The 26,592-nt window shown below is 47.8% G+C and carries 23 protein-coding genes and 1 pseudogene; 22 read left to right on the plus strand and 2 right to left on the minus strand.

Annotation, left to right across the window (positions count from 1 at the left end; all coding sequences use genetic code 11):
* Positions 1-52: 52 nt before the first annotated feature.
* The 4 genes and pseudogenes from G6R29_RS04580 to G6R29_RS04595 all read left to right on the plus strand — a co-directional run.
* A pseudogene (locus G6R29_RS04580) lies at positions 53-670 on the plus strand (ATP-dependent Clp protease proteolytic subunit); the annotation flags it as partial.
* Positions 671-739: 69 nt separating this feature from the next.
* Entirely contained in the window at positions 740-1,735 is a 996-nt protein-coding gene (locus G6R29_RS04585; protein WP_213809185.1) for a D-2-hydroxyacid dehydrogenase, read from the plus strand.
* 65 nt (positions 1,736-1,800) lie between these two features.
* Positions 1,801-2,952, plus strand: a complete 1,152-nt coding sequence (locus G6R29_RS04590) for a PTS sugar transporter subunit IIC (RefSeq protein WP_213809186.1) — start codon at positions 1,801-1,803, stop codon at positions 2,950-2,952.
* Positions 2,953-3,051: 99 nt separating this feature from the next.
* Entirely contained in the window at positions 3,052-3,333 is a 282-nt protein-coding gene (locus tag G6R29_RS04595) for a hypothetical protein (protein ID WP_213809187.1), read from the plus strand.
* A 53-nt stretch (positions 3,334-3,386) separates the two neighbouring features.
* Here the strand turns inward: G6R29_RS04595 and G6R29_RS04600 are convergent, their stop codons facing one another.
* Positions 3,387-4,130: a sulfite exporter TauE/SafE family protein gene (locus tag G6R29_RS04600; RefSeq protein ID WP_213809188.1), complete on the minus strand. Its 744-nt coding sequence runs from the start codon at positions 4,128-4,130 to the stop codon at positions 3,387-3,389.
* 164 nt (positions 4,131-4,294) lie between these two features.
* Positions 4,295-4,804: an NUDIX domain-containing protein gene (locus tag G6R29_RS04605; RefSeq protein WP_213809189.1), complete on the minus strand. Its 510-nt coding sequence runs from the start codon at positions 4,802-4,804 to the stop codon at positions 4,295-4,297.
* Between the two features lie 186 nt (positions 4,805-4,990).
* Between G6R29_RS04605 and tgt the strand changes: the two genes are divergently transcribed.
* The 18 genes from tgt to yhbY all read left to right on the plus strand — a co-directional run bounded on the left by tgt (position 4,991) and on the right by yhbY (position 26,579).
* Complete coding sequence (tgt, locus tag G6R29_RS04610) at positions 4,991-6,208, plus strand: tRNA guanosine(34) transglycosylase Tgt (RefSeq protein WP_213809190.1); 1,218 nt, start codon at positions 4,991-4,993, stop codon at positions 6,206-6,208.
* Positions 6,209-6,250: 42 nt separating this feature from the next.
* Positions 6,251-6,562 (plus strand): preprotein translocase subunit YajC, encoded by a 312-nt coding sequence (gene yajC / locus G6R29_RS04615; RefSeq protein WP_213809191.1) that lies wholly within the window; start codon positions 6,251-6,253, stop codon positions 6,560-6,562.
* Positions 6,563-6,809: 247 nt separating this feature from the next.
* Positions 6,810-8,573, plus strand: coding sequence for an ABC transporter ATP-binding protein (locus G6R29_RS04620; RefSeq protein ID WP_213809192.1), 1,764 nt, complete (start codon positions 6,810-6,812; stop codon positions 8,571-8,573).
* Positions 8,566-10,338 carry an ABC transporter ATP-binding protein gene (locus G6R29_RS04625; protein WP_213809193.1) on the plus strand — a complete coding sequence of 591 codons (1,773 nt, stop codon included), beginning with the start codon at positions 8,566-8,568 and terminating at the stop codon, positions 10,336-10,338. Before G6R29_RS04620 ends, G6R29_RS04625 begins: the two co-directional genes overlap by 8 nt.
* A gap of 108 nt (positions 10,339-10,446) precedes the next feature.
* Positions 10,447-11,682 (plus strand): glycosyltransferase family 4 protein, encoded by a 1,236-nt coding sequence (locus G6R29_RS04630; protein ID WP_213809194.1) that lies wholly within the window; start codon positions 10,447-10,449, stop codon positions 11,680-11,682.
* A gap of 1 nt (position 11,683) precedes the next feature.
* Positions 11,684-12,751, plus strand: a complete 1,068-nt coding sequence (locus G6R29_RS04635) for an LTA glycolipid anchor biosynthesis glycosyltransferase, IagA/BgsA family (RefSeq protein WP_213809195.1) — start codon at positions 11,684-11,686, stop codon at positions 12,749-12,751.
* 9 nt (positions 12,752-12,760) lie between these two features.
* Positions 12,761-13,798, plus strand: a complete 1,038-nt coding sequence (locus G6R29_RS04640; protein ID WP_213809196.1) for a lysylphosphatidylglycerol synthase transmembrane domain-containing protein — start codon at positions 12,761-12,763, stop codon at positions 13,796-13,798.
* Entirely contained in the window at positions 13,795-14,049 is a 255-nt protein-coding gene (locus tag G6R29_RS04645) for a DUF1797 family protein (protein WP_213809197.1), read from the plus strand. The genes G6R29_RS04640 and G6R29_RS04645 overlap by 4 nt, the downstream gene beginning before the upstream one ends.
* 25 nt (positions 14,050-14,074) lie before the next feature.
* Positions 14,075-16,195: an LTA synthase family protein gene (locus G6R29_RS04650; RefSeq protein WP_213809198.1), complete on the plus strand. Its 2,121-nt coding sequence runs from the start codon at positions 14,075-14,077 to the stop codon at positions 16,193-16,195.
* A gap of 97 nt (positions 16,196-16,292) precedes the next feature.
* Positions 16,293-18,305 carry an excinuclease ABC subunit UvrB gene (uvrB, locus tag G6R29_RS04655; RefSeq protein WP_213809199.1) on the plus strand — a complete coding sequence of 671 codons (2,013 nt, stop codon included), beginning with the start codon at positions 16,293-16,295 and terminating at the stop codon, positions 18,303-18,305.
* Between the two features lie 142 nt (positions 18,306-18,447).
* Positions 18,448-21,327 (plus strand): excinuclease ABC subunit UvrA, encoded by a 2,880-nt coding sequence (gene uvrA, locus G6R29_RS04660; RefSeq protein ID WP_213809200.1) that lies wholly within the window; start codon positions 18,448-18,450, stop codon positions 21,325-21,327.
* 182 nt (positions 21,328-21,509) lie between these two features.
* Positions 21,510-22,106 carry a hypothetical protein gene (locus G6R29_RS04665; protein WP_213809201.1) on the plus strand — a complete coding sequence of 199 codons (597 nt, stop codon included), beginning with the start codon at positions 21,510-21,512 and terminating at the stop codon, positions 22,104-22,106.
* Positions 22,106-22,309 carry a hypothetical protein gene (locus G6R29_RS04670; protein WP_213809202.1) on the plus strand — a complete coding sequence of 68 codons (204 nt, stop codon included), beginning with the start codon at positions 22,106-22,108 and terminating at the stop codon, positions 22,307-22,309. The genes G6R29_RS04665 and G6R29_RS04670 overlap by 1 nt, the downstream gene beginning before the upstream one ends.
* Positions 22,310-22,412: 103 nt before the next feature.
* A complete protein-coding gene (locus G6R29_RS04675; protein WP_213809203.1) occupies positions 22,413-23,738 on the plus strand; it encodes an APC family permease in 1,326 nt (441 codons plus the stop codon).
* A 136-nt stretch (positions 23,739-23,874) separates the two neighbouring features.
* Positions 23,875-24,423 (plus strand): aggregation-promoting factor C-terminal-like domain-containing protein, encoded by a 549-nt coding sequence (locus tag G6R29_RS04680; RefSeq protein ID WP_213809232.1) that lies wholly within the window; start codon positions 23,875-23,877, stop codon positions 24,421-24,423.
* A gap of 116 nt (positions 24,424-24,539) precedes the next feature.
* Complete coding sequence (locus G6R29_RS04685) at positions 24,540-25,112, plus strand: YqeG family HAD IIIA-type phosphatase (RefSeq protein ID WP_213809204.1); 573 nt, start codon at positions 24,540-24,542, stop codon at positions 25,110-25,112.
* Positions 25,099-26,262 carry a ribosome biogenesis GTPase YqeH gene (gene yqeH / locus G6R29_RS04690; protein ID WP_238476917.1) on the plus strand — a complete coding sequence of 388 codons (1,164 nt, stop codon included), beginning with the start codon at positions 25,099-25,101 and terminating at the stop codon, positions 26,260-26,262. Before G6R29_RS04685 ends, yqeH begins: the two co-directional genes overlap by 14 nt.
* Positions 26,262-26,579: a ribosome assembly RNA-binding protein YhbY gene (gene yhbY, locus G6R29_RS04695; protein ID WP_213809205.1), complete on the plus strand. Its 318-nt coding sequence runs from the start codon at positions 26,262-26,264 to the stop codon at positions 26,577-26,579. The genes yqeH and yhbY overlap by 1 nt, the downstream gene beginning before the upstream one ends.
* Positions 26,580-26,592: the final 13 nt, after the last annotated feature.

Consider the following 26,592-nt stretch of genomic DNA (forward strand, 5'->3'; position numbering starts at 1 on the left):
TTTTAAAGTCTTGATTTGCGTTACAATAGATTAAACGAAAAAGGAACAAAAGGAGATCACTATGTGGCCAGGAGTTATTGAACAAACTGCTAACGGACGCGAGTCCTACGACCTTCCTTCCCGTCTTTTAAAGGACCGAATCATTTTGGTCCAAGGACCGGTGGAAGACGGCATGGCAACGTCAATCGTTGCCCAACTGCTTTTCTTGGAAGCCCAAGATCCTGACAAGGAAATCTCGATGTACATTAACTCACCGGGTGGTTCTGTCACGGCCGGGTTGTCCATTACGGACACGATGAACTTCATCAAGGCACCCGTGACGACCATCGTCATGGGATTGGCCGCATCCATGGGAACGATTATTGCTTCCTCTGGAGAAAAGGGTCACCGTTACATGTTGCCAAACGCCGAATACCTCATTCACCAACCAATGGGTGGGGCTGCCGGTGGTACGCAACAGTCTGACATGGCCATCATTGCCGAGCAGTTGACGAACACTCGTAACAAGTTGAACAAGATCTTGGCTGATAACTCAGGTAAGGACTTGAAGACGATCGCCCGTGACACGGAACGTGACTACTGGATGTCTGCTGAAGAGACCTTGAAATACGGTCTTATCGACGGCATCATGGAAAAGGCTGGCGAGAAGCCAGTGACCACAAAAAAGTAAGTTCAAGTAGTCGCAAATTAATTAGAACTAGCGTATAATAGTTGAAAGAAAATCTTTTGGAGGACAATGATGAAAGTATTTGCATACGGAATTCGTGATGATGAAAAGCCAGCTTTGAAGGACTGGGAATCACAAAACCCTGAAATCGAAGTTGATTACACACAGGAATTGTTGACGCCGGAAACGGCTAAGTTGGCCAAGGGTGCCGACTCAGCAGTTGTTTACCAACAATTGGACTACACGAAGGAAACGTTGGAAGCATTGGCAGCCGCTGGTGTGAAGAACATGTCTTTGCGTAACGTTGGTACTGACAACGTTGATTTTGACGCTGCTAAGGAATTGGGCATGAACATTTCAAACGTTCCTGTTTACTCACCAAACGCCATTGCAGAACACTCAATGATTCAATTGTCACGTTTGCTCCGTCGTACGAAGCCAATGGACAACAAGGTAGCAAAGCACGACTTGCGTTGGGCCCCAACTATCGGTCGTGAAATGCGTATGCAAACGGTTGGTATTATCGGTACTGGTAACATCGGTCGCAAGGCTATCAACATCTTGAAGGGATTCGGTGCCAAGGTTATCGCCTACGACATGTTCCCAAACAAGGAATTGCAAGAAGAAGGTCTTTACGTTGACTCATTGGACGAATTGTATGCCCAAGCTGACGCAATTTCTCTTTACGTTCCAGGTGTTCCTGCCAACCACCACATGATCAACAAGGACTCCATCGCTAAGATGAAGGACGGCGTTGTTATTGTTAACTGCTCACGCGGTAACTTGGTTGACATCGATGCCGTAATCGATGGTTTGAACTCAGGTAAGGTATCTGACTTCGCCATGGATGTTTATGAAAATGAAGTTGGTCTCTTCAACGAAGACTGGTCAGGTAAGGAATTCCCTGATCCAAAGATCGCTGATTTGATCGCTCGTGATAACGTCTTAGTAACGCCACACATCGCCTTCTACACGACGAAGGCTGTTGATGAAATGGTTCACCAATCATTTGATGCTGCTGTATCATTTGCTAAGGGTGAAAAGCCATCAATCGCGGTAGACTTCTAAGCAAGGCGAAAAGCCCCAAGTCGAAAAGCTTGGGGCTTTTCTTTAGATATAAAAGGAGAAAACAAATGGAAGTTCAACAATTTTCAGGTAAGAACCCTCTACACTTGAAGGAATTTTTCTTCAAGGTTCTCTCTGGTTCTGCCACCGGAATTCTTATTGGTGTCGTTCCTTCCGCTTTGATGAAGTACATTATTCTGTACTCTGGAATGGCTAATAACCACATTGGAGCTGAATTCTCAGCCATCTTAACGCTCTTCACGTCCATGATTCCTTTCTTGATTGGAATGGCGGTGGCGATGAACTTCAAGATGAATACCTTGCAAACGGGTGTTGTCGCCTTAGCCACGATGGTGGCTTCAAACTCCATTCTCTGGGGAATGGCCCAACCTGGAACCGTTCACCCGCTGTCTTGTAAGGTCATCGGCACACCGAGCCGCATCTATATGGCCGCCGGTGCCGGTGATGTGATTAACGCTATGCTTGTGGCCGGAATCGCCGTCTTTGCCATCTGGTTGGTGGATCGCTACTTGAACGGATTCGGTTCCATGGCCATCATCCTCTCCCCAATTATCGTCGGTGGGGGAGTTGGACTCTTCGGTAAGTTGATTGCCCCAACCGTTGGGGAATTAACGAACTTGATTGGTAAGGGGGTTGAATCCTTTACCAACTTAGCACCGTTGCCAATGGCTATCTTGATTGCCATGGCCTTCTCCGTTATCATCATCACGCCGGTTTCTTCCGTTGGAATCGCCTTGGCCATCAACTTGTCAGGACTCGGAGCTGGTGCCGCGGCCATGGGGGTTGTGGCCACAACCATCGTCTTAATCATCAATTCATGGCAGGTGAACAAGAAGGGAACCACTTTGGCCATCTTCTTGGGTGCCATGAAGGGAATGATGCCATCCATTTTCAAAAAGCCAGTGATGTTGCTTTCCTTCATGTTCGCCGGTGCTTTGTCAGCCTTGACGGTACCGCTCTTTAACATCCAGGGAACGCCAACGACGGCCGGATTTGGATTTATCGGAATGGTATCACCGCTCCAGTCCATGATTAAGGATGCGGCCATCCCAAGTTCAGTCATGAACCACTACATCAACCCGCTTGTCGGATTGATTGCCTGGGTTATCGTACCAGTAATTGCCTCATTCATCGCTCAGCTCATCTTCTCAAAGTGGTTGAAGTTATACTCACCAGAAGATTTGAAGCAAGAACTTTAATTTAATGATTGTTATGTAAAAGTCAGACCCGGACCAAGCCCGAGTTTGGCTTTTTCTTTTCTGGTAAAATAGAGCTAACATTTAAAAGAAGAGGTAAAGATGTTTGAATTAATCAGCGGAATTGCATTGCGCGGGGGCGCACGAGGAGGCGGACTCGGGGGCCGTGGTGGCGGACGCGTCACGCCCCGTTCCACTCGCCGGTCAAGTCGACCACGCCGTTCTTCTGGCTCCGACTGGAACATCGGTCGCATGATTTCACGTGGTATCTTTTACTACTTTGGTTGGCGTATTGGGCAAGGGATTGCGAACGCTCTTGGCTTCTTCGGAATTGTCTTGATCATCATCCTGGCCATCGCGTGGTCACGACGTCGGCGCCGATAATCAAAAAGAAAAAGGGCAGCACCCGAAACAGGTGCTGCCCTTTTTTTATTTAATTAAAAAATCATGTTCAAACCAAAGTAAATGATGACGACACCCATCAAGATACCGAGGAACTTGTTGAACTTCTCGGTGTTCAAACGTCCCATGACGAGTGGTGTCAGGATTGAACCAATGATGCCACCAATCATCAGGTAGAGACCGGCGGTGTAAGAAATTGGCGAACCTGCCACGAGGTGGCTACCGAGTCCGACAACGGCCAACGCCCAGAGGACGTAGGTTGTCGTTCCGGCAACCCGGATGGATGGAATGCCAATGATGGAAAGGCCGGCCGTCGTGGCAGAACCACCTGAGAGGCCACCGAAACCGACCATGAGGCCGGACAAAAAGCCAAAGCCCATGGCGGTGTTTTGTGACTTGTCATCGGCGTTATCCGTTGTTTTCTTACCGCGAATCTTCTTCACTAGCACGATGCTTCCCATCACGATAAAAAGCGTTCCAACCATGAGTTGGTAAACACGAGTGGGAATGAACTGACCGATGTAGGTTCCGATCACAATTCCTGGCAGGGCAGCCAAGATCATGCGGTTTCCCACTTTTAATTCGATGTTCTTCAACTTCAGCTGGGTCATGAATCCAGAGAAGAGGGCGAAAACGGCGATGAAGAGTGACGTTGGCACCGCCATCTTCGTTGACATGCCCATCGTGGCCGTGAGCACACCCAAGTAGAAGGTTGCGCCACCACCACCGATTAAGGTCACGAAACAGCCGATAAGAAAGCCGTAAAAGATGATATCCATTTTAATACTCCTAAATAAAAGACTTGGTTAAAAACCGATATTTCTAGTCTAGCACTTTTTTGACTTTTATAAGGAAAAAAGCGTGTTGTTGAAAGAAGGAAAAGGCGGATCCTAATTCAGGGCAACAAAAAAGCCCCGCCGGAAAACCGGTGGAGCAATTCATGTTAGCCCTTCTTTGGTTCGCGCAACCAAGGACGGTCTGATTCTTCGTTTTCCGTGAGGACGCGTTCGAGCGTGTTCTGTGCGGCGGGCACGAACATCTTTGGACGTGGGTTAACGGCCACGAATTCGCAGGCAAGCGTTTCGGTTCCGTCGGCCTTCATGTTCTTGACGTCTTCGCCGTCCTTCAACTTGACCTCTAAGCCCATTGAAATCGTTTCCTGTGCGTCGCCCCATGAGTTCTTTGGGTTCACGTGGGTGGCAATTCCGAGCAAACGAACCACTTCGACGTCCAAGTTTGTTTCTTCCTTGAATTCGCGGACAACGGCCTGCATTGGGGAGTCACCGTATTCGAGGAAGCCACCTGGGAAACCGTAACCAACTTCGGAGTCGCCACGCTTTTCCAGGAGAATTTCGGTGCGGTCTTCGTTAAAGAGAACCCCGAAGGCGGAGTTGAAAATCATGCCTTCGTGTCCGACCTTAGCACGCATGCGTGCGATGTAATTTTGTTCCATGATGGCCTTCTTTCTAATCGTTTTAACTGGGGCTATCATACCGCGGACGGGTTTGACTTTCAACACATTAAAGGTCGTAAAGAGCCTATAAAAGTCAAAACCGAGGGCGATTGCCTGGCTACACCTCGGACCAAGGCGGGCACCATGTTATACTATTAGTAGAAAATTATTCGAGTAGGTGAGCTTATGAGCCAGAAAAAACCAGCCGTTTGGTACGAACATTTGCATACAGAAAAGGACACGGGCGCCCGCCGTGGCCGTTTGCACACGCCTCACGGAACCTTTGAAACGCCGATGTTCATGCCCGTCGGCACGCAGGGGGCAGTGAAAGGGGTCGATAACCGCACCCTAAAGGAAATTGGCTCTCAGTTCATCCTGGCCAACACCTACCATCTCTGGGTACGTCCCGGGGATGAGTTGATTGCAAAGGCCGGTGGCCTCCACAAGTACATGGGCTGGGACCAGGCCATCCTGACGGACTCTGGCGGTTTCCAGGTCTTTTCTTTGGCGAAAGCACGGAAGCTCACCGAAGAGGGAGCAACCTTCAAAAACCACGTGAACGGTGACAAGATGTTCTTATCACCCGAAGTGGCCATGCGCATTCAAAACAACCTTGGTTCCGACATCATGATGCAGTTGGACGAGGCCATTCCGTACTTTGAAACCTACGAGTACGTGCGCGATTCGATGCGCCGTTCCCTGCGTTGGGCACAGCGGGCCAAGGACTACCATAAGAAGACGGATACCCAGGCTTTGTTCGGGATCGTCCAGGGAGCTGGTTTCCGCGACTTGCGAACGGAATCGGCCAAGGAACTCGTGAAAATGGACCTGCCGGGATACGCCGTCGGTGGTTTGTCCGTGGGTGAGTCCAAGAAGGAAATGAACCGTGTCTTGGACTTTACCATGCCGCTTTTGCCAGAAGACAAGCCTCGCTACTTGATGGGGGTTGCCGCGCCGGATTCACTGATTGATTCCGTCATTCGCGGAATCGACATGTTTGACTGTGTCTTGCCAACGCGCATCGCACGAAAGGGAACGCTCATGACCAAGCACGGCCGGGTCGTGATTAAGAACGCCAAGTACAAGGATGACTTCTCACCAATCGACCCCGATTTGACCTATTATTCGGATAACCCAATTCGAAAGGAACAGTTTGGTAACCGTGCCCAGTATGATTTGCCGGACTACAGCCCGTACCAGAATCTTTCTCGTTCCTACCTGCACCACCTCTTTAATGCCAACGAACGACTCGGTGAGCAGATTGCTTCCGAGCACAACCTGCGTTATCTTCTCCACTTAATGGAAGAAATGCGAAAAGCGATTGAAGAGGACCGCTTGCTCGAATTCCGTAAGCAGGTACTCGAAGATTATGGGTATAACAAAAAGAATGCTCGACTTTTTTAAAAGTCTGTTACAATAGTTAAAACGAAAAAAGGAAGTATACACATGCAAAACATGATTTTGCCATTGATCATCGTCGTTGTGATGGTCTTTTGGATGACTCGCACGCAAAAGAAGCAACAAGCACGCCAAGCGGAAATGCGTAACCAAATGCAAAAGGGTTCTGACGTTGTGACCATTGGTGGTCTCCACGCCAAGATCGACGCAGTGAACGAAGAAGCTAAGACGGTTGATTTGAACTGCGAAGGTGTTATCTTGACTTTTGATATGCAAGCTATCCGTTCTGTGAAGAACGCTGAAGCTGCTAAGCCTGCTGAAGAAGCACCTGAACAAACTGAAGAAAAGAAGGAAGACTAAGTCTTTCTGGTCCGCTTAGGCGGACCTTTTTTGTTCTGAAAAGGGAATCTGTAGTGCTTCTTTTGAAATGATTCTTACCGTCTTTTTACCTCTTTTTTAAATCGTGGTCAGAATATGAAAAATGCCCCATTTTTAGAGCGGATTTTTACTTTCATTTTTACTTTAAAGCGTTATACTGTACCAATATAAAAGGGCTGCTTTTGAAAAGTGGTCCTGAATTTTTTCTGATAGCAATTGGAGAATTACCATGTCTTTACTACTTCAATACGTGAAACCATACTGGAAAAAAGCAACGCTTGCCGCCTTGTCCGTTGTGACCATGGCGCTGGCCGCTTTAATCCAACCCCAGTTTTTGAGCAAAATCATGGAAGCCATCATCAACGATGATAACCAGGTTGTGCTCACAAACGGGGCTTTTTTGCTCGGCCTGGCCCTCATCGGAATGGTCGCTGGAATCTCTGGGACCTACTTCTCATCTCGTGTTTCCCAGTCGGTGGCCGCTGACATTCGCGCCGCTGAATACGAAAAGATTCAGTCCTTCTCACTGGAGCAGGTGCAGTCTTACACGTCAGCCAACCTCGTGGTCCGTCTGACAAACGACGTGAACCAGATTCAACAGCTCGTCATGCAGATTCTGCAGTCGGTTCTTCGTGTGCCCATTCTCTTGGTCGGCGCCATCGTCCTGTCCATCTGGACGATTCCAAGTCTCTGGTGGGTCGTGCTCTTGATGATTGTTTTGATCATCGCTTCTTCTGGTCGCATCTTTTCTATCATGGGGAAGTCCTTCCAGAAGATTCAGAACCTGATTGATCAAAACAACACGTTGGCCCAAGAAAACCTGGCTGGTGTTCGTGTCGTGAAGTCCTTTAACCAGCAAGCAAACGAGGAAAAAGGTTTCTCCGACAACACCCAGGAGCTGACCGATGTGAACCAAAAGATTGGTTACCTCTTCAACTTGATGTTCCCAATCTTCATGTTGATTTCATACGCTGCCATCATGATGGCACTTCTGATGATTTCAGGCTCTGTTGTGAAGCATCCCGAACAGCTGGCGAAAATCACACCTTTCATCACCTACCTGAACCAGATTTTGATGGGGCTTATGATGATGGGGATGATTTCAACGATCACCTCGCGTGGTTTCGTTTCCTTGAAGCGAATCGGTGCGGTGTTGGCTGAAAAGACGGATGATAAAGTCAAACCCGAACGTGATTCATTGGCTACTACTTCAGATGAAAAAAAGGCCGGTAGCGACGAATTCTTAACCCAGGGTCTCTCTGTTTCTAACCTCGACTTTGCTTACCAAGACGCCGATGAAAACACGTTGACGGACATCTCCTTTGACTTGGCCGCCGGCCAAACGCTCGGTGTTGTTGGTTCAACAGGTTCTGGTAAGTCGACGTTGGCTCTTGTCTTGGCCCGCCTTTATCAAGCAAGCCGTGGACAAGTTGAAGTTGACGGGGTGGATATCAACAAGATTAACTCAAAAGAGTGGCGAAACGGTGTCTCAATTGTCATGCAAAAGCCCGTGCTATTCTCCGGCTCCATCCGCAAAAACTTGCAGATGGGAAAGGATGACGCAACAGACGAAGAGCTAAACGCCGCGGTGGAAGCCGCCCAAGCGGCCGACTTTGTCAACCAGTACCCAGACGGTTTGGACCACGAGATTTCAGAGCGTTCCGCCAACTTGTCCGGTGGACAAAAGCAACGCCTGTCACTGGCTCGCGCTTTGGTCAAGAAGCCTCGTCTTTTGATCTTAGACGATTCAACTTCTGCTTTGGACGCCCGCTCCGAAAAGCGCGTCCAAGACATTTTGGAAGCAGATTACGGTCAGACAACCAAGGTCATTATCGCCGAAAAGATTGCTTCCATCATTCACGCTGACCAGATTCTCGTCTTAGACGAGGGGCGCGTGGTTGGCCAGGGAAGCCACAAGGAATTGCTAAAGAGCAGTTCCCTTTACCAAGAAATTTTTGAAAGTCAGAAGGGAAAGGAGCAAAAGCATGACTAAGTTGAAGACAGCCATCCAATACTTCTTTTCCTACTTGAAGCCATACTGGAAGGGCCTCCTGGTTGCTATGGCCATGGTCGGCCTCGGAACCTACGCCCAGATCAAGGCGCCCCTTTACATGGGAGACGCCGTCGCCGATTTGGCCCGCTACGTGACCGATTCCTTTACGCCAGGTAAGACGGCCTCATTGTCGGACTTCTACCAGGCCTTGATTGGGATGGGGGCCTTCTACCTCCTCACTGAATTCGGCCTCGTGGTCTCCGGTTTTATCACTTCAAAGATTTCATCGAACTCCGTTGGAAACATGCGAAAGGGCCTCTTCGGCAAGCTTCAAAAGCTGCCGGTTGCCTACTTCGATAAGCACCAGGACGGAAAAATCCTCTCCTTGTTCACCTCTGATTTGGACAACGTGTTCAACGCGATGAACCAGGGTGTCTTCCAAATCTTCTCCCAGGGACTGTTGTTCCTCGGTATCATTTGGATGATGATGGCCAAGTCGCTGACGATGGCCCTCGTTACCATGGCTCTGTCACCGGTCGCCATCCTTGTTTCTTTCTTCATCATGAAGAAGGCGCGTCAGCAGATTGAAATTCAGCAGGCCGCCACGGGGGAGCTGAACGGCTACATCAACGAGCAGTTGGCCGGGCAGGCCGTCCTCCTCGCTGAAGGGCGCGAGCAAGAATCCATTGATACTTTCCGTCCATACAACGAAAAGGTGCGTGAAGCCACGCAGAAGGGCCAGTTCTACTCAGGACTTTTGTCTCCTTTGATGCAAGGGTTCTCCCTCTTAAACTTGGCGATTGTCATCTTCTTCGGATCATGGCTCGTCTTGCACAACGGGATGGACAAGGCGACGGGTCTTTCCTTGGTCGTTGTCTTTGTTACTTACTCCCAGCAGTACTTCCAGCCCATCTCTCAAATCACAGCCATCTACAATCCTTTGCAGTTGGCAGTAACGGGGGCTAACCGAATCACTGACGTCCTGAAAAAGGATGAGGAGAAGGACACGGGAAAGGCTATTGCCGGGCCATTGGAAGAAGGTGTTTCACTACAACACGTCGACTTCGCCTACCAACCCGACCGGCCAATTTTGAAGGACGTTTCCATTGACGTGAAGAAGGGACAAATGGTCGCCCTTGTCGGACCAACCGGTTCCGGAAAGACAACCGTCATGAACCTTTTGAATCGTTTCTATGATTTGAACGGGGGAAAGGTCCTCTACGATGGGCAACCTCTGAACAGCTTCACGCTGGAATCTTTGCGTAATCGCGTTGGTATCGTTTTGCAGGAATCCGTGATTTTCTCAAAGACGATTTTTGAAAACATTGCATACGGAAAGCCGGATGCGACCCAAGAGGAAGTGGAAGCAGCCGCAAAGCAGGCCAACATCCACGACTTCATCATGACCTTGAAGGACGGTTACCAAACCAAGGTGACCGGTGCCGATAATCTCTTCTCAACTGGTCAAAAGCAATTGCTTTCAATTGCCCGTACAATTTTAACGAATCCCGATTTGTTGATTTTGGACGAGGCCACGGCCAACGTCGATACGGTGACCGAAGAAAAGATTCAGGCCGCCATGGAAAACGTGATGAAGGACCGCACGTCCTTTGTCATTGCCCACCGCTTGAAGACCATCTTGTCTGCGGACGTGATTGTTGTCTTGAAGGACGGCCAGGTTATCGAGCAGGGAAGCCACCAAGAATTGCTCGATCAAAAGGGCTTCTACAGTGAGCTTTACTACAACCAAATGGTATTTGAATAAGGCTTTAAAGGAACCGGCAGAACTGCTGGTTCCTTTTGGCTAGGACCTGGTAAAATGGTATAATAATAGCACTATGCTTAGATTTAGCGATATATTTGGAGGACAAGCATGAAAGTTGGATTGTTTACGGATACTTATTTTCCGCAGGTTTCTGGTGTTGCTACCTCTATCCAAACATTAAAAGACGCGTTAGAAGAAGCCGGTCATTCGGTTTATATTTTTACAACAACGGATCCAAAGGTGGGAAAAGACGACCACGAAAAAAACATCTACCGTTTTTCTTCCCTTCCTTACTTCGGTTTTAAGGACCGTCGTTTAACTTTCCGTGGCTTGATTCAAGCCGTGGAAATTGCCCGTGAACTGGAATTAGACATTGTCCACACCCAAACGGAGTTCTCACTCGGCTTGATTGGAAAGTACGTGGCTCGTCGCTTAAAGATTCCAGCCATTCACACTTACCACACGCAGTACGAAGACTACACGCACTACGTGGCAAAGGGGATGATTATTCGACCATCCGCCGTTTCCCACTTGGTGAAGGCTTATTTGAAGTCCATGGAAGGTTGTATTGCGCCATCTGAACGGGTGAAGGAAAGCTTGCTTTCCTATGGCGTTGACGATATCCCAATTCCCGTTATTCCAACCGGCGTTGCCATGAAGGAACTCGGCGAGGCGCAAACGGACTTGCACGCGAAGTACAACATTAAACCCGGGACACCGGTGGTACTTTCACTTGGTCGTTTGGCCTTTGAAAAGAACATCACCATGACGATTTCAGCCTTCTCCGAAGTGCTGGAACAGGTCCCTGATGCCAAGCTCTTGATTGCGGGGGACGGTCCCGCCAAGAAGTCCTTGCAAGACCAGGTTGAAGACCTCGGATTGCAGGATTCCATCATCTTTACGGGGATGATTGACCACGACGAAGTCGCAAACTACTACAAGTTGGCCTCTGTATTCGTGTCATCATCTGATTCCGAAACCCAGGGGCTGACCTTCATTGAAGCCTTGGCCTGTGACCGACCATTCGTGGCTATCCACTCACCATACTTAGATAACTTGGTAACGGATTCAGCTATTGGAACCCTGGTCGACGACTACGATGAGTTTTTGGATGCCGTGCTTGCATACTTGAAGCGTCCGCTGTCGAAGCAGGATGAAGAAGTGCGTCAGCACGCTGTGAAAAACGTTGATGCGGCAACCTTTGAAAAGCGCGTCTTCGACTTTTACGAACAAGTCATTAACGATTATCAAAAAGACGAACAAGCAGACGATTCCGACCAGCTAAACGATGAAGAAATCGGTTATATCAAGCGACTCTTACGGAATCCTTTTAGGAGAAACTGATTTGAAAGTTCTGTTATACTTCGAAAATCAAAATTTGATCGCCCAGTCCGGCATTGGGCGTGCCTTGCGTTTGCAGCAGGCCGCGCTTGGTCCCATCAAGGACGTCACCGTGACCACCGATCCAAAGTGTGAAGACTACGACGTTTTGCACATCAACACTTACGGTGTCATGTCCATGTACATGGTGAAAAAGGCCAAGAAAATGGGCAAGAAGGTCGTTTACCACGCCCATTCAACCTACGAGGATTTCCGAAATTCATTCTTCGGCTCCAATCTTTTAGCTCCCTTGTACAAGAAATACTTGATTGCTTTGTACAAGCAAGCCGATGCTTTGGTGACGCCCACGCCCTATTCCAAGTCACTCTTGGAAAACTATGGTTTGACCCAGCCCATCTACCCCGTTTCAAACGGAATTGATTTGGCCAAGTACGAACCAGATGAGTCAAAGATTCAGCTCTACAAGGATTACTTTGAAATCCAGGAGGGTCAAAAGGTCGTGATGTCCGTTGGGCTCTTCTTTGAGCGCAAGGGGCTCTTTGATTTTATCGAGCTCGCAAAGCGTCACCCTGAAATCACCTTTATCTGGTTCGGTCACACGAACATGGCCCTCGTTCCCCAAAAGGTACACCTGGCCATCGATATGGCACCAAAGAACCTCCGTTTTCCTGGTTACATTTCAGGAGACATCATCAAGGGCGCCTTTGCCGGTGTCGATTTGTTCTTGTACCTTTCATTTGAAGAAACGGAAGGAATCGTTGTTTTGGAGGCACTTGCTTCCAAGCAGAAACTCTTGGTTCGCGATATTCCGGTCTATGACGGCTGGTTGAAGGACCAGGAAAACTGTTACAAAGCAAAGAACGTCGATGACTTCGACGCCCAAATGGAAGCCATTCTTGCGGGAGAGAAGAAGGATCTGACGGAAGCGGGGTACGAAGTAGCAAAAACCAAGGATTTGCACCAAGTTGGTCAAATCTTGGACAATGTCTACCGTGCTGTCTTAGAAGAAAGAACCCTGCCCCTAAACGAGCAAGGATCGGTCGCTTTGGACTGGTCGGATAACCAATCCTAAGGAGCGCATATGAAGTCACGTCGTAATCAAATCTCAGCTCTAATCGTGCTTTTGTTAACCGGAATCACGATTTACTATCTGACAAACGAACTTTCCGGCCGAGGTAAGCAGCTGGAAGAGGCTTTGAAGGTCTTGAACTGGCGCTACCTGCTTGTCGGATTTTTCATGATGATCCTGTCACTGGTTTTGGAAGCCTTTGCCACCCATGCTCTGTTGAGTAAAGAAGACAAAGAGGATACTTCTTGGGGAACGCTCATGCGGGTTCCTTTGATGAACCAGTTGGGTGTTGGGCTCACGCCCTTTGCAACGGGTGGCCAACCGGCACAACTCTGGGGTCTTACTCGCGGTAACATTCCGGCTTCCCGTGCCCTGTCTGTTATCTTGATGAAGTTCTTGGTATACCAAATTGTCGTGGTTCTCTTCTTCTTGGTCGGTTATTTTTCCGCCGAGCAGTTCATCTACCAGAACGTGAACCCGGCCTTTGCTACCTTCATTCCCTTTGCCATTGCCATTCACGCGGTGGTCATTATCGGCATTCTCTTGGTCATGTTTTGGCCAACGCTTTCCTTGAAAGTGGTTGAAGGCAGTGCTAAATTAATCTCAGGGTTCATTAAGAGTGAAAAGGTCGAAAACTTTAAGAACGCCAGTCGTGAAAAGATTTTGTCCTTCCACGAAGAGTCAAAGCGGGTGATTAAGTCCACGAAGTCATTGTTTGTTGCAACCATCTTCACAGGGCTTCAACTCATTGCTTTGTACGTGGTGCCATACTTTGTCATCCGTGCCTTTGGCTACCACGAAGCCAACCCATGGTTGATCATTGCGATGAACATCATGATCATCATGGTGATTTCACTCTTCCCAATCCCTGGTGGGGTTGGGGGAGCGGAACTTTCGTTCCAGCTTCTCTTCACGCCATTCGTCAAAAATCCAGCAACCCTCGTTCTGGTTATCTTGATCTGGCGCTTGATTACCTATTATTTTGCTTTATTCGCCGGAATTCTCGCCTATGTCATTCCGACTAAGGAACAACGAAGAAGGAAGTCATGACCGAAGAAAACAGTCAATTGGATTCAATTTTAAAACGTCTCTTTGCCATGGAAAAAGCAGCTGACGGTCGTTACCAAACCCGCCGCTTTGACCTCTATGGACTGGAGCTCTTAAAGGTCACTTACGACCAGGAAAACCAGGACTGGGACATTTTGGACCACCGGTTGAAAAAGCACTACCACTTCGACGATGTCGACCTCGTCGCCATCGAAATTTTTGATCTACTACGTGATGTACAACTGACCTTTTAAGGTCTCTTTTTATGAGGAAGCACTTATGATCGCTAAATTTTTAGCAGAAACGAAGAAGCAACTGAGCAAGCTCTTGGTTTTGAAGACACGTTCGTTCTGGACGACGTTGACCGGCTTTTTCTTAATCAACGTGATCTTAGTTTGGTTGAAGACCTACGTTAACTATCAGTTTAACTTTACCCTTGGGGCATCGGGGGCCTTGCAGCAGTTCTTGCTGATCTTGAACCCCATCCCAACCACGATTATCCTTTTGGGAATCGCGCTTTACTTCCGTGGTAAGGTGGCCTATTTCTTAATTTGGTTGATGAACTTGATTCAAAGTGTTTGGCTCTTTTCAAACATTTTGTACTACCGTGAATTCTCGGACTTCTTGTCCTTTGGAATTCTTAATTCGGGTTCCTCAACGGGAAACAACCTCGGGAAATCCATCGCAGCCATCATTAAGCCAACCGACTTCTTGGTTTACTTGGACTTGATTATTATCGCCGTCTTGCTTTTGATCAAGTTCTGGCCAATGAGCAAGAAGGGCATCAAGAAGCGTTACGCCATCTTGACAACCTGCCTTGGTGTGGCTTTGATGTTAGTTGATTTTGGAATCGCCTCTGTCGATCGTTCAGACTTGCTGACGCGTTCCTTTGATAACAACTACATCGTGAAGTACCTGGGGTTGAACGAATACGCAGCCTTTAACGCCGTTCAAACAAAGAAACAGTCGGATTCCCGTAAGGAAGCCACATCAAAGGACTTGGATAAGGTAAAGGCCTTCTTGGCTCAAAACGATATTCCTGCTAATGCTTCTTACTATGGAACGCAGAAGGGGAAGAACGTCTTCGTAATTCACTTGGAGTCCTTCCAACAGTTCTTGATTGATTACAAGGTTGACGGAAAAGAAGTAACGCCAAACTTAAATGCCTTCTACCACGACCAAAACACGTTGTCCTTTGACAACTTCTACAACCAGGTTGGACAGGGAAAGACATCCGACGCCGAAATGATGCAGGAAAACTCCTTGTACGGTTTGTCGACGGGTTCTGCCATGACGAAGTACGGAACGGCCAACACCTTTGAGGCCACGCCGGCCATTCTGGGTCAACAGGGCTACACAACGGCCGCCTTCCACGGTGACGTCTCAACCTTCTGGAACCGAAATAACACCTATAAGTCATTCGGATACAACTACTTCTTCTCAAAGGATTACTATCCAAATTCTGAAAACCCTAACTACTCTGTTGGTTATGGTTTGAAGGATAAGATTTTCTTGAAGGATTCCGCTCAGTATATCGAACAGTTGCCACAACCGTTCTACGCCAAGTTGATTACGGTGACAAACCACTACCCATACGGTTTGGACAAGCAAAACATCGACTTCCCAGCAACGAATACCGGGGATTCAACGGTTGATGGTTACGTGCAAACGGCCCATTACTTGGATCAGTCCTTCGGTGAATTGATGGACTACTTGAAGAAGACTGGTTTGTACGACAACTCAACCTTCGTCTTGTATGGTGATCACTACGGAATCTCTGAAAACCACAAGCCAGCCATTGCTAAGTTGCTTGGTAAGGACTCTGTGAACAACTACGATTTGGCTAACTTCCAAAAGGTACCATTCATGATTCACGGAACGGGCTTGCAGGGTGGTATCAACCACACTTACGGTGGTGAGATCGACATGATGCCAACCTTGATGCACCTCCTCGGTGTTTCAACGGATGGTATGACGTTGTTTGGTCACGATCTACTGTCGCCTCAAAACCAGCAGACGGTTGTCTTCCGAAACGGTGATTGGGTCACGCCAACGTACACGAAGTACCGAAACGAGTACTTCGATACGAAGTCTGGCCAGCAAGTTTACATGAAGGACAACCCGGCATTGCAGGCGATGGCTAAGCGGATTCAATCTTACGCCGACCAGTCCTTGTCGTACTCTGACAAAGTCATTACCGGGGATTTGCTTCGTTTCGACAAGACACGCTTGAACTTCGCCAAAGTTAACAAGTCTTCTTACGATTACAATAAGAAAAACGCGTTGAAATCATTACAGCAAAACCAGCAATCAAACCCAACGTCTTTGTTGAAGCAAAAGGGTGGGCAGTCAACGCTTGGTGATTACCAAACGGACGCCCCTGAATTAAAGAACAATTAAACTTAAGTTATTGAACAAAAACGAACAGAACATCTGTTCGTTTTTGTTCTTTTTGTTATAATGGAGAAAGTGACTTCACAAATGAAAGGGGAGAATAATGGTCGAACCAAAGCGGAACAACGAAACCTTCGACGTGGTTTCTAAGTACCAGCCAACCGGTGATCAGCCAAAGGCGATTAATAAACTGGTTGACGGTTTGAAGCGGGGCGTAAAAGAGCAAATCCTGCTCGGAGCTACGGGTACCGGTAAAACCTTTACCATCTCAAACGTCATTGCTCAAAATAACAAGCCAACGCTTGTGCTCTCCCACAACAAAACATTGGCCGGTCAGCTCTATTCGGAGTTGAAGGAATTCTTCCCCAACAACGCGGTAGAATACTTCGTGTCCTACTATGACTACTATCAACCAGAGGCCTACGTGCCATCTTCTGATACGTTCATTGAAAAAGATTCGGCCATCAACGATGAAATCGACCAGCTGCGAAACTCAGCGACGGCTTCTTTGTTCGAGCGAAACGATACGATTGTTGTTGCGTCGGTCTCCTCGATTTTCGGGTTGGGTGATCCCCACCAGTATAAGAGCCACGTTATTTCACTTCGTGTCGGCGAGGAGTACGGGCGAAACCAGTTGATGCACGACCTGGTGGATGTTCAATTCGCCCGGAACGACATCGACTTTCAACGTGGTACTTTCCGCGTGCGAGGGGATGTCATTGAAATTTTCCCATCATCACAAGACGAGCTGGCCATGCGCGTCGAGTTCTTTGGGGATGAGATTGACCGAATCCGTCAGATTAACGCTTTGACCGGACAGATTGTGTCCGAAAAGGACTACGTCGCCATTTACCCTGCCAAGCACTTCATGACCGACGACGATCGGATGAAGGAAGCCCTGAAGGGAATCCGCGAGGAAATGGACGAACGGTTGAAGGTTCTAGAGGGTGAAGGAAAGTTGCTCGAAGCGCAGCGCCTCCGCCAGCGAACCGAATACGATTTGGCCATGCTTTCAGAAATGGGCTTCACGCCCGGAATCGAAAACTATTCGCGCTGGATGGACGGTCGAAAAGAGGGGGAAGCACCCTTTACGTTGCTTGATTTCTTCCCCGACGACTTCTTAATCGTTGTCGATGAGAGTCACGTGACGATGCCACAGGTTCGCGGTATGTACAACGGTGACCGTGCCCGTAAGCAAACGCTTGTCGACTACGGTTTCCGTCTACCATCCGCTTTGGATAACCGGCCCTTGCAACTCCCAGAGTTTGAAGACCACGTCAACCAAATCATCTACATGTCGGCCACGCCTGGTGACTACGAGCTCGAACGAGTACCGAAGGAAGACGTTGTTGAACAAATCATTCGTCCAACCGGACTGCTCGATCCAGAGATTGAGGTTCGTCCTGTCATGGGACAAATTGATGACCTGGTCGGTGAGATTAACAAGCGAATCGAAAAGGACGAACGTGTCTTCATCACGACGTTGACGAAGCGCATGTCCGAGGATTTGACGGACTACTTAAAGGACGTTGGAATCAAGGTTGCCTACCTGCATTCGGACATTAAGACTTTGGAGCGAACGAAAATCATTCGTGAGCTTCGTCTTGGAAAGTACGACGTGCTGGTCGGCATTAACCTGCTTCGTGAGGGAATTGACGTTCCGGAAACGTCGCTTGTTGCCATCTTAGACGCCGATAAGGAAGGGTTCTTGCGTAATCCACGTTCGTTAATTCAAACAATTGGACGCGCTGCCCGTAACGCCGACGGTCACGTGATTATGTACGCGGACAAGACGACCAAGGCCATGCAGGAAGCGATAGACGAAACGGCCCGTCGTCGTGAAATCCAGATGGCTTACAACAAGGAACACGGCATCACGCCGATGACCATCAAAAAAGACATTCGTGATCTGATTTCGTCATCAAAGCCAGCGGCCGAGGCCGAGTCCGTGGACTTGACCGAGGTCGACTTTGCCGACCTGCCGAAGGCCGACCAGACGGATATCTTGGAGAACTTGGCCAACCAGATGAAGGCTGCCGCAAAGGAGCTTGATTTCGAGACCGCCGCCAAGGTACGTGACAACATCATGAAATTGAAGAAACAGGCTGGCCGTTAAAACCGGCTGTGCAAACCAAAATGGGCATGCACGGTGCGCCGAAAAGCACCAAAAAATTGAACAAAGCTGAAAAGCAGGCTAGTAACCACTAGCCGGTTAGATATAAAAGTCGGAGACGGCTTTTTTGCTAGGAGAGGATCGAATGGCAAAGAACAATATTGAAATCCGTGGGGCTCGCGCCCACAACTTAAAAAACATCAACGTTGATATCCCAAAGGGGTCACTCACGGTTGTAACGGGACTCTCTGGTTCCGGTAAGTCATCGCTTGCTTTCGACACGCTCTACGCCGAAGGACAGCGTCGCTACGTCGAATCACTGTCCTCCTATGCCCGTCAATTCTTGGGCCAGATGGATAAGCCGGATGTTGATTCCATCGAAGGCTTGTCACCGGCCATTTCCATTGACCAGAAGACGACGTCAAACAACCCCCGTTCTACGGTCGGTACGGTGACGGAAATCGCTGACTACTTCCGGTTGCTTTTCGCCCGTGTTGGAAAGCCGGATGACCCGGAGGACGGCACGAAAATCATGCAGACCATCGACCAGATGGTTGACTACGTCCAAAAGACGTTGCCCGAAGGCACTCGCTTGCAAGTCTTTGCACCCGTTATTGAAGGAGTAAAGGGAACGCACCAAAAGACCTTTGAAAAGATGCAAAAGCAAGGTTACCTCCGTGCCAAAGTCGACGGTGAGATTATTCAGTTGGACGAACAAGACGACCTCGCCCTTGAACGAAACAAGAAGCACGACGTTGCCGTCATGGTCGACCGCGTTGTGATGCGGGAGGGATCGCGTTCCCGTCTCTTTGATTCCATCGAAGCGGCCACTGGCCTTGCCAACGGGTTGGTTGTCTTAGAACCCGTGACGCGCGATCCCGAAGAAGAAGCGCCGGAACCAATCCGAATGTCCGATCACTACTTAGGTGACTTGCACAACTTCCGTCCTGGTCGCTTAGAACCACGTCTCTTCTCATTTAACGCGCCTGACGGGGCTTGTCCTGTCTGTCAGGGACTGGGTGCCAACCAAGAGGTTGATATCGACCTCGTCCTTCCAGACGACGAGAAGACGCTGAAGCAGGGTGCCATTGCACCTTGGAACCCCATCTCATCAAACTACTACCCTGAAATGCTTTCCCAGTTCTGTGAGCAGTTTGGCATCGATGAGAACGTACCGTTTAAGGACCTGCCAAAAAAGGAACAAGACCTGGTCTTGTATGGCTCTGGTGACAAGGATTTCCATTTCCACTTCCAAAACGATTTTGGTGGTGTCCGGGACGTCGACCAACCTTTCGAAGGGGTGATGAACAACATCGACCGTCGCTTCCGTGAAACGAACTCCGACTTCACCCGTGACCAAATGGCTCAGTACATGACGAAGTTGACGTGTCCAGCCTGTCACGGCTACCGTTTGAACCCAGCTGCTTTGTCCATCAAGGTTGGTGGCATGAACATTGGTGACGTTTCAAACTGGCCGGTTACCGAAGAGTTAGACTTCTTTAAGAAACTTGAACTCGGCGAACAGGACACGGAAATCGCTAAGCCAATCTTGAAGGAAATCCGCGATCGTCTTGGCTTCCTTTCATCCGTTGGTTTGGACTACTTAACTTTGTCACGTTCAGCTGCTACTTTGTCCGGTGGTGAAGCACAGCGTATTCGTTTGGCCACTCAGATTGGTGCCAACCTTTCGGGTGTACTCTACGTTTTGGACGAACCATCCATCGGTTTGCACCAGCGTGATAACGACAAGCTGCTTGCTTCCATGCAAGCCATGCGTGACTTGGGAAACACCCTTGTCGTTGTTGAACACGACGAAGACACGATGAACGCGGCCGACTACTTAATTGACGTTGGTCCTGGTGCTGGTAGTCTTGGTGGAAAGATTATGTCCGTTGGAACACCAGCAGAGGTGGCAAAGGATCCGAACTCATTGACTGGACAATACTTGTCTGGAAAGAAGTTCATTCCGGTTCCTAAGAAGCGCCGTAAGGGTAATGGGGAAGAAATCGTTATCCGCGGTGCCAAGGAAAACAACCTGAAGAACGTAACGGTAAAGTTCCCGCTTGGAAAGTTCGTCGCTGTGACCGGTGTTTCTGGTTCCGGTAAGTCAACTTTGGTCAACACCATTCTGAAGCGCGCTTTGAAGCAGAAATTGAACAAGAACTCGAACAAGCCTGGTGCCTACCGCAAGATTGAGGGGGTCGAAAACGTCGAACAAGTTGTCGACATCGACCAGTCACCAATTGGTCGTACCCCACGTTCTAACCCAGCAACGTACACGGGTGTCTTCGACGACATCCGCTCGCTTTTTGCCGAAACCAACGAAGCGAAGCTCCGTGGTTACTCAAAGGGACGCTTCTCTTTCAACACCAAGGGTGGTCGTTGTGAGAACTGTCGCGGAGACGGTGTCATCAAGATTGAAATGAATTTCTTGCCTGACGTATACGTCGACTGTGAGGTTTGTCATGGTACCCGCTACAACTCCGAAACACTCGAAGTAACGTACAAGGGCCACACCATCTCAGAGGTCTTGGATATGACCGCAGAAGAAGCCTTGGACTTCTTTGCGCCAATCCCAAAGATTGCCCGTCGTCTACAGACGATTGTGGACGTTGGTTTGGGCTACGTGAAGCTCGGCCAGTCAGCCACGACCTTGTCTGGTGGTGAAGCACAGCGGATGAAGCTCGCTTCAGAGCTCCACCGCCGCACCAATGGTAAGACCATTTACATTTTGGATGAGCCAACCACTGGGTTGCACACGGATGACATTGATCGCCTGCTCCGGGTACTGAATCGTTTGGTTGACAACGGCAACACCGTCACGGTTATTGAACACAATCTTGACGTGATCAAGTCTGCCGATTGGATCATCGATCTTGGTCCGGAAGGTGGTGCCGGGGGCGGTAATATTTTGGTTACCGGAACACCCGAGAAAGTCGCCAAGAACGAGGAATCTTATACAGCCAAGTACCTCCGCGAAATCATGGATCGCGATATTGCTCGGGAAAAGGCCCAAAACAAGTAAACATCGTTTTAAGAAAAAGCAGTGCTCTGTTGGAGCGCTGCTTTTTCGTTTTTATACGAAAGAAAAGTGCTTGTATAACATCGCAAAAAGGCCTAGTAATGGGGGTTTAAAGGGTGTATGATTTGGGCGAAATGAAAGTTCCTGTTAACGGTCGATGAATTTTTCCACGGGAGGAATCACGCATGATTACGTTAACGGCTTACCATGGCACATCGCAGAAAAACGCGGCACGCATTTTGCAGGAGGGCTTTTTACATGAATGGCATCAGAAAGAAACAGAGGACGGTCTAGAGCGTTATCCCAATGATTTGGGAAACGGAGTATATGGGTACGTGGAAAGTGGACTCGATGAAAATGTCCGCTATTTACAAAGTGCACGCGAAAACGCCTTTGCATTTGCAAGAGGTATACGCAAAGTTGAGCTAAAAAACATTCGTATTCTAAAGTTGGAAATTAAAGTTCATGAAGAAAAGGTTTCAAACTTAAATGACTTAAATACGCGTAATGAGGTTGTCGCGCTATATAGAAAAAGGATGGTGCACGCACTTGCCGAGGGCAAGTTGAAATATGTTGCAAGTAAACATAGTCGTCGGAATCAAATTGATGGCGTTGTTTTAGAATACCTATTTAAACGACATCTGTTAGCGCAACCAGACATTGTTTTGATTGATAGTCACACGCGTTTTGATGGGACGCTTTCGAACATTAGTAACGGCAATGAAGTCGCCGTCCGCAATATGAAAGTGATTACGAATATCCAAGAAATGGAGGAAATATAATGAGCTTACAAAGAGACACAGTTGGTATGAAGTTGCCCCATTACTCTGAGGAAGAACTTGATGCTTTATTTACCCCAGAAATGATTGCTGAGTTACAGGAGCGAATATACGGCGACTACTACCTACCTCCAGAACCACATCAACTTCGGATGTGGGGATATTCAGAAGAAGAAATTCAATCAGAAATGGAAAAGCAATGCTAATTTAGCACTGCTTTTTTATTATTGTGTCAGCTTTCCTACGAGAAATGAAAAAATTATGATAAATCATGCTAAAATAAATGAAACAAACTCTTAAAGGAGGACGATGATGGAAAAAGAAGAACTAAACCGAGGCTTTGGCCTCTGGTCCTCATTAGCTCTTGTTATTGGTACCATTATTGGTTCTGGTATTTTCTTCAAACAGGGAGCGGTATTGCAAACGGCAGGTTCCACTTCCTCCGCCCTCTTAGCCTGGTTGGCTGGTGGTCTTTTGACATTGACGGCGGGGATGACCGTCGCCGAAGTCGGCTCACAAATGACGGAAACGGGTGGTATTTACCTTTACCTCACGAAGCTCTACGGTGAGACCGTTGGTTTTTTGGCCGGTTGGATGCAGGTTATCTTTTACGGGCCTGCGATGATGGGGGCGATTGCTGCTTACTTTGGCTTGCTCTTCACGTCACTCTTTAATTTGCCCGTTTCCTGGTCGATTCCAGCCGGAATGGTTGGCCTTGGGTTCATTGGTATCGTTAACTCAGTGCCAAATAAGACATCAGCTACCTTCCAGGTGGTGACAACAACAATTAAGTTGCTACCAATTATCGGATTGATCATTTTTGGTCTGTTCTTTGGACAACACGACGCCTTGACCCAGACTGTGACGACGATTTCTTCAAGCAAGACGGGAGGCTTTGGAGTCGCTGTATTGGCAACGCTGTTCGCCTATGATGGTTGGGTTACATTGGCCAACATTTCTGGTGAAATCAAGAACCCACAAAAGACATTACCAAAGGCAATTATCTATGGAATCTTGGTTGTTATCGTTGCCTTCGTCGGTGTTTCATTTGGAACTTTCTCCTCATTGAATGCCAATGCCATTGTTTCTTATGGAAACCAAGCAACGATTCACGTTGCCGAAGCAGCCTTCGGACTGTGGGGCGGGCGCCTTTTGACGCTGGCAATTCTGATTTCTTTGCTGGGTACGTTAAACGGTAAAGTCGTTTCCTTCCCACGCGTGCTTTACGCGATGGCTAAACGAGGGGACTTTCCAGCCACTAAGACTTTTTCTAAAGTTCATAAAACTGCAAAGACGCCAAATGCTGCCATCTGGTTCATGATTGGTATTGGTTACTTGATGATGTGGGTTACTGATCCAAATAAGTTGACCGACTACGCGGTGTTCATTACCTTCTTGTTTTATATTTTGGCCTTTATCGGTTGTTTTATTTTGCGCCGTCAGGATCCAACTGGAAAGAACCGAGACTTCTCCATGCCGCTTTATCCATGGATTCCAATCGTTGCTATCCTTGGTTCCGTCTATGTAGAAGTTTCTGAAATTTTGAACGATTTGCAAGGAATCTTAATTTCGGTTATTATAGTAATATTGGGTTTGCCGGTATATTACTGGTTAAACCATCGAAAAAGTAAATAATAAAAATTCAAACACCTGCTAACCCGCAGTGTTTACGCAACAAACGGAGGATTTACTTTATTATTTTTTGATTTTTAAAAGGATTTTTTGAATTTTAATATTCAGCTAATCTGAATCGGGAATAATATAGGACATGATGTTTAATAAAATTTTACTTACAAGCGCAGCCGTAGTTGGTCTTGCATTGACTGCCGCTAACCAACAATTTAATAATCACAAGTCAACTTCTGACCAAGCCGTAAAGGTTTCAGGTTCAATTGATGGAAAGATGGTTAATACTGCTGTTTCTTCATTAGACAACATTAAGAACTTGGAAAACTCTGCTGCTAGCCAGCAAGTTCAACAAGAAGATGCCTCTGCTGAACAAGCAGAAGACACACAAACTGAAGAAGAAACAGCAACGCCAGCACCTGCTGTCTCAGAAACACCAAAGCAGACAACGACTGCTTCAGGTGACATTAACTGGTTGATTCAACAGGAATCATCTGGAAATGTGAACGCCCAAAACGGTTCCTTCTACGGAATCGGACAGTTGTCACCATCAGCATACGCAACGTACGCTGCTGGACAAGACTACGTCGGTAATTACGACGTTCAATTGCAGGCCATGCAAGGTTACATTGCCGGACGTTATGGTTCTGTTCAAAACGCGATTAGTCACTTCCAATCAAATGGTTGGTACTAAGACTGATTCCGTCTAAAATCGGAGATAAAAGACCCCATTTGGGGTCTTTTTTTGACTCAAAGGAAAGCCCTAATCATGTTATAATGGGGTTAAATTATGAAGCGAGAACAGTAACCATGGTCCTAAACTTTTTAAAACCCACCTACCTCGTTGAGTCAGTCTATGACCTGTCGGTTGACGAGTTAAAAAAGCACAACATCAAGGCCGTTTTGACGGACTTAGACAACACGCTTTTAGCGTGGAATAATCCCGAAGGAACGCCAGAGCTGCACGAATGGTTGAAAGAAACCAAGGAAGCAGGAATCGAAGTGATCGTTGTTTCCAATAACACTTGGCAACGCGTCGAGAAGGCCGTTGGTGATTTAGGCGTCGGCTATGTGGCTTGGTCACTTAAGCCACTTCCTCGTGGTATTCACCAGGTTCTGAAGGAACACGGCTTCAAAAAAGATGAAGTACTCATGGTCGGGGATCAGATGTTGACCGATGTTTGGGCAGCTCACCTTGCTGGTGTGAAGTCCGTTTTGGTTAAGCGGCTGATAGAATCGGACATGTGGCAGACCTGGGTGAATCGCTTCATCGAAAACCAAGCAAAGAAAATCATTTACAAAAATCAAGAACCGGTCTGGCACGACTCTTTAGCCAAGGCCGTTTCCACAAAGGAAGAACAAGAACTTCATGACGGAAAATAGACCAGAAATGGCAACAAAAGAAGAAGTGGTCGAAGCACTGAAAGAAGGGCTTTACTGTATTGGTTGTGGCGCTTTAATGCAGGTTGATCAAAAAAACGAGGCGGGTTACTTGCCAATGTCAGCGATGCAAAAGCAGTTGGAATCGGATCAATTGCTCTGCCAACGCTGCTTCCGTTTACGCCACTACAACGAGATTCAGCCTGTCTCTTTGACTGATGACGACTTCATGAAGTTGCTTCACCAGGTTTCAGAAGACAAGGCGTTGATTGTTTATGTCTTGGATCTCTTTGATTTTTCAGGGTCAACCATTCCTGGATTGCCACGTTTCGTTGGTGATAAAAATCCGATTTACGTGCTTGGAAACAAGGTTGACCTTCTTCCCAAGTCCTTGAAAGATCACAAAATCAAAGACTGGGTTCGTGGTCGCTTAAAAGAAGAGGGAATTAGGCCCGTGGATATCGATTTGACGTCCGCAGCGCACCCTGCAAACCTTGATTTGATTTTGGACAAGATTGACGACTTGCGTTCCGGACGAGATGTTTACGTCGTTGGAACAACTAACGTTGGTAAGTCCACGCTGATTAACCAAATCATCAAATCAAAGACGGGTGTTCAAGAGTTGATTACCACGTCTCGTTTCCCAGGGACAACTTTGGACCAAATTGCCATTCCACTGGATGATGGACAAAACTTAATTGATACGCCAGGAATCATCAAGGCTGATCAATACGCCCACCAAGTAGATGACAAAAACTTAAAGTACGTCTTGCCAAAGAACGAAATTAAGGCACGGACCTACCAATTGAACGATGAGCAGACGCTTTTCATTGGTGGTCTTGCCCGCTTTGATTTGGTAGCTAGTTCATCTGATCAGAAGACTTCTGCAACGTGCTACTTTGAAAACAATTTGAACATTCACCGGACGAAGATGGCCGGTGCAAGCGACTTTTATGACAAACACCAGGGTGAATTACTCGCCCCTGTTCCTAAAAAAGAAGCCAAGGGCTTTGTTAAAACGGAATTGAAGACGAAAACCGAAGCGGATTTGGTTTTTGCCGGACTTGGATTTATTACGCTTCCTGCCGGTGTGACGATTCGCGCTTACGTCCCTGAAGGTGTTTCAGTATTCCTTAGAAAGGCTATGATTTAATGCAATTAACTGGAAAGCAAAAACGATACCTCCGTTCCGAAGCCAATACCATGACGCCAATTTTTTCAATTGGTAAGGGTGGTGCGACACAGGAATGGGTCGAAGAAGTAAAAAAGGCGCTTTCAAAACGCGAATTGGCAAAGGTGAACGTTCAACAGACTTCCGAATGGTCTGCCAAGGACGTGGCGAAGTTCATCGAAGATAACTCAACGATGACGGTTGCCCAAGTCATTGGAAAGACGATTGTCTTGTACGAAGAGGCAAAGGATGCCAAGTACGTCAAGTACTCATTAGAAGTCAACAAGTTAGCTAAATAAGTTTGGAGGCAGA

Origin of the sequence: Fructobacillus broussonetiae (genome assembly GCF_018437275.1) — a bacterium.
Taxonomy (GTDB): domain Bacteria; phylum Bacillota; class Bacilli; order Lactobacillales; family Lactobacillaceae; genus Fructobacillus; species Fructobacillus broussonetiae.

What these genes read in the sequence shown, in the direction of transcription:
- G6R29_RS04625 (WP_213809193.1), top strand. Translation starts at nt 8,566, where the DNA reads ATGACTAAGTTGAAGACAGCCATCCAATACTTCTTTTCCTACTTGAAG.
- G6R29_RS04670 (WP_213809202.1), top strand. Translation starts at nt 22,106, where the DNA reads ATGAGCTTACAAAGAGACACAGTTGGTATGAAGTTGCCCCATTACTCT.
- uvrA (WP_213809200.1), top strand. Translation starts at nt 18,448, where the DNA reads ATGGCAAAGAACAATATTGAAATCCGTGGGGCTCGCGCCCACAACTTA.
- G6R29_RS04680 (WP_213809232.1), top strand. Translation starts at nt 23,875, where the DNA reads ATGTTTAATAAAATTTTACTTACAAGCGCAGCCGTAGTTGGTCTTGCA.
- G6R29_RS04600 (WP_213809188.1), bottom strand. Translation starts at nt 4,130, where the DNA reads ATGGATATCATCTTTTACGGCTTTCTTATCGGCTGTTTCGTGACCTTA.
- yqeH (WP_238476917.1), top strand. Translation starts at nt 25,099, where the DNA reads ATGACGGAAAATAGACCAGAAATGGCAACAAAAGAAGAAGTGGTCGAA.
- G6R29_RS04675 (WP_213809203.1), top strand. Translation starts at nt 22,413, where the DNA reads ATGATGGAAAAAGAAGAACTAAACCGAGGCTTTGGCCTCTGGTCCTCA.
- G6R29_RS04685 (WP_213809204.1), top strand. Translation starts at nt 24,540, where the DNA reads ATGGTCCTAAACTTTTTAAAACCCACCTACCTCGTTGAGTCAGTCTAT.
- G6R29_RS04605 (WP_213809189.1), bottom strand. Translation starts at nt 4,804, where the DNA reads ATGGAACAAAATTACATCGCACGCATGCGTGCTAAGGTCGGACACGAA.
- G6R29_RS04595 (WP_213809187.1), top strand. Translation starts at nt 3,052, where the DNA reads ATGTTTGAATTAATCAGCGGAATTGCATTGCGCGGGGGCGCACGAGGA.
- uvrB (WP_213809199.1), top strand. Translation starts at nt 16,293, where the DNA reads ATGGTCGAACCAAAGCGGAACAACGAAACCTTCGACGTGGTTTCTAAG.
- G6R29_RS04640 (WP_213809196.1), top strand. Translation starts at nt 12,761, where the DNA reads ATGAAGTCACGTCGTAATCAAATCTCAGCTCTAATCGTGCTTTTGTTA.
- tgt (WP_213809190.1), top strand. Translation starts at nt 4,991, where the DNA reads ATGAGCCAGAAAAAACCAGCCGTTTGGTACGAACATTTGCATACAGAA.
- G6R29_RS04630 (WP_213809194.1), top strand. Translation starts at nt 10,447, where the DNA reads ATGAAAGTTGGATTGTTTACGGATACTTATTTTCCGCAGGTTTCTGGT.
- G6R29_RS04590 (WP_213809186.1), top strand. Translation starts at nt 1,801, where the DNA reads ATGGAAGTTCAACAATTTTCAGGTAAGAACCCTCTACACTTGAAGGAA.
- G6R29_RS04665 (WP_213809201.1), top strand. Translation starts at nt 21,510, where the DNA reads ATGATTACGTTAACGGCTTACCATGGCACATCGCAGAAAAACGCGGCA.
- G6R29_RS04585 (WP_213809185.1), top strand. Translation starts at nt 740, where the DNA reads ATGAAAGTATTTGCATACGGAATTCGTGATGATGAAAAGCCAGCTTTG.
- G6R29_RS04620 (WP_213809192.1), top strand. Translation starts at nt 6,810, where the DNA reads ATGTCTTTACTACTTCAATACGTGAAACCATACTGGAAAAAAGCAACG.
- yhbY (WP_213809205.1), top strand. Translation starts at nt 26,262, where the DNA reads ATGCAATTAACTGGAAAGCAAAAACGATACCTCCGTTCCGAAGCCAAT.
- yajC (WP_213809191.1), top strand. Translation starts at nt 6,251, where the DNA reads ATGCAAAACATGATTTTGCCATTGATCATCGTCGTTGTGATGGTCTTT.
- G6R29_RS04645 (WP_213809197.1), top strand. Translation starts at nt 13,795, where the DNA reads ATGACCGAAGAAAACAGTCAATTGGATTCAATTTTAAAACGTCTCTTT.
- G6R29_RS04650 (WP_213809198.1), top strand. Translation starts at nt 14,075, where the DNA reads ATGATCGCTAAATTTTTAGCAGAAACGAAGAAGCAACTGAGCAAGCTC.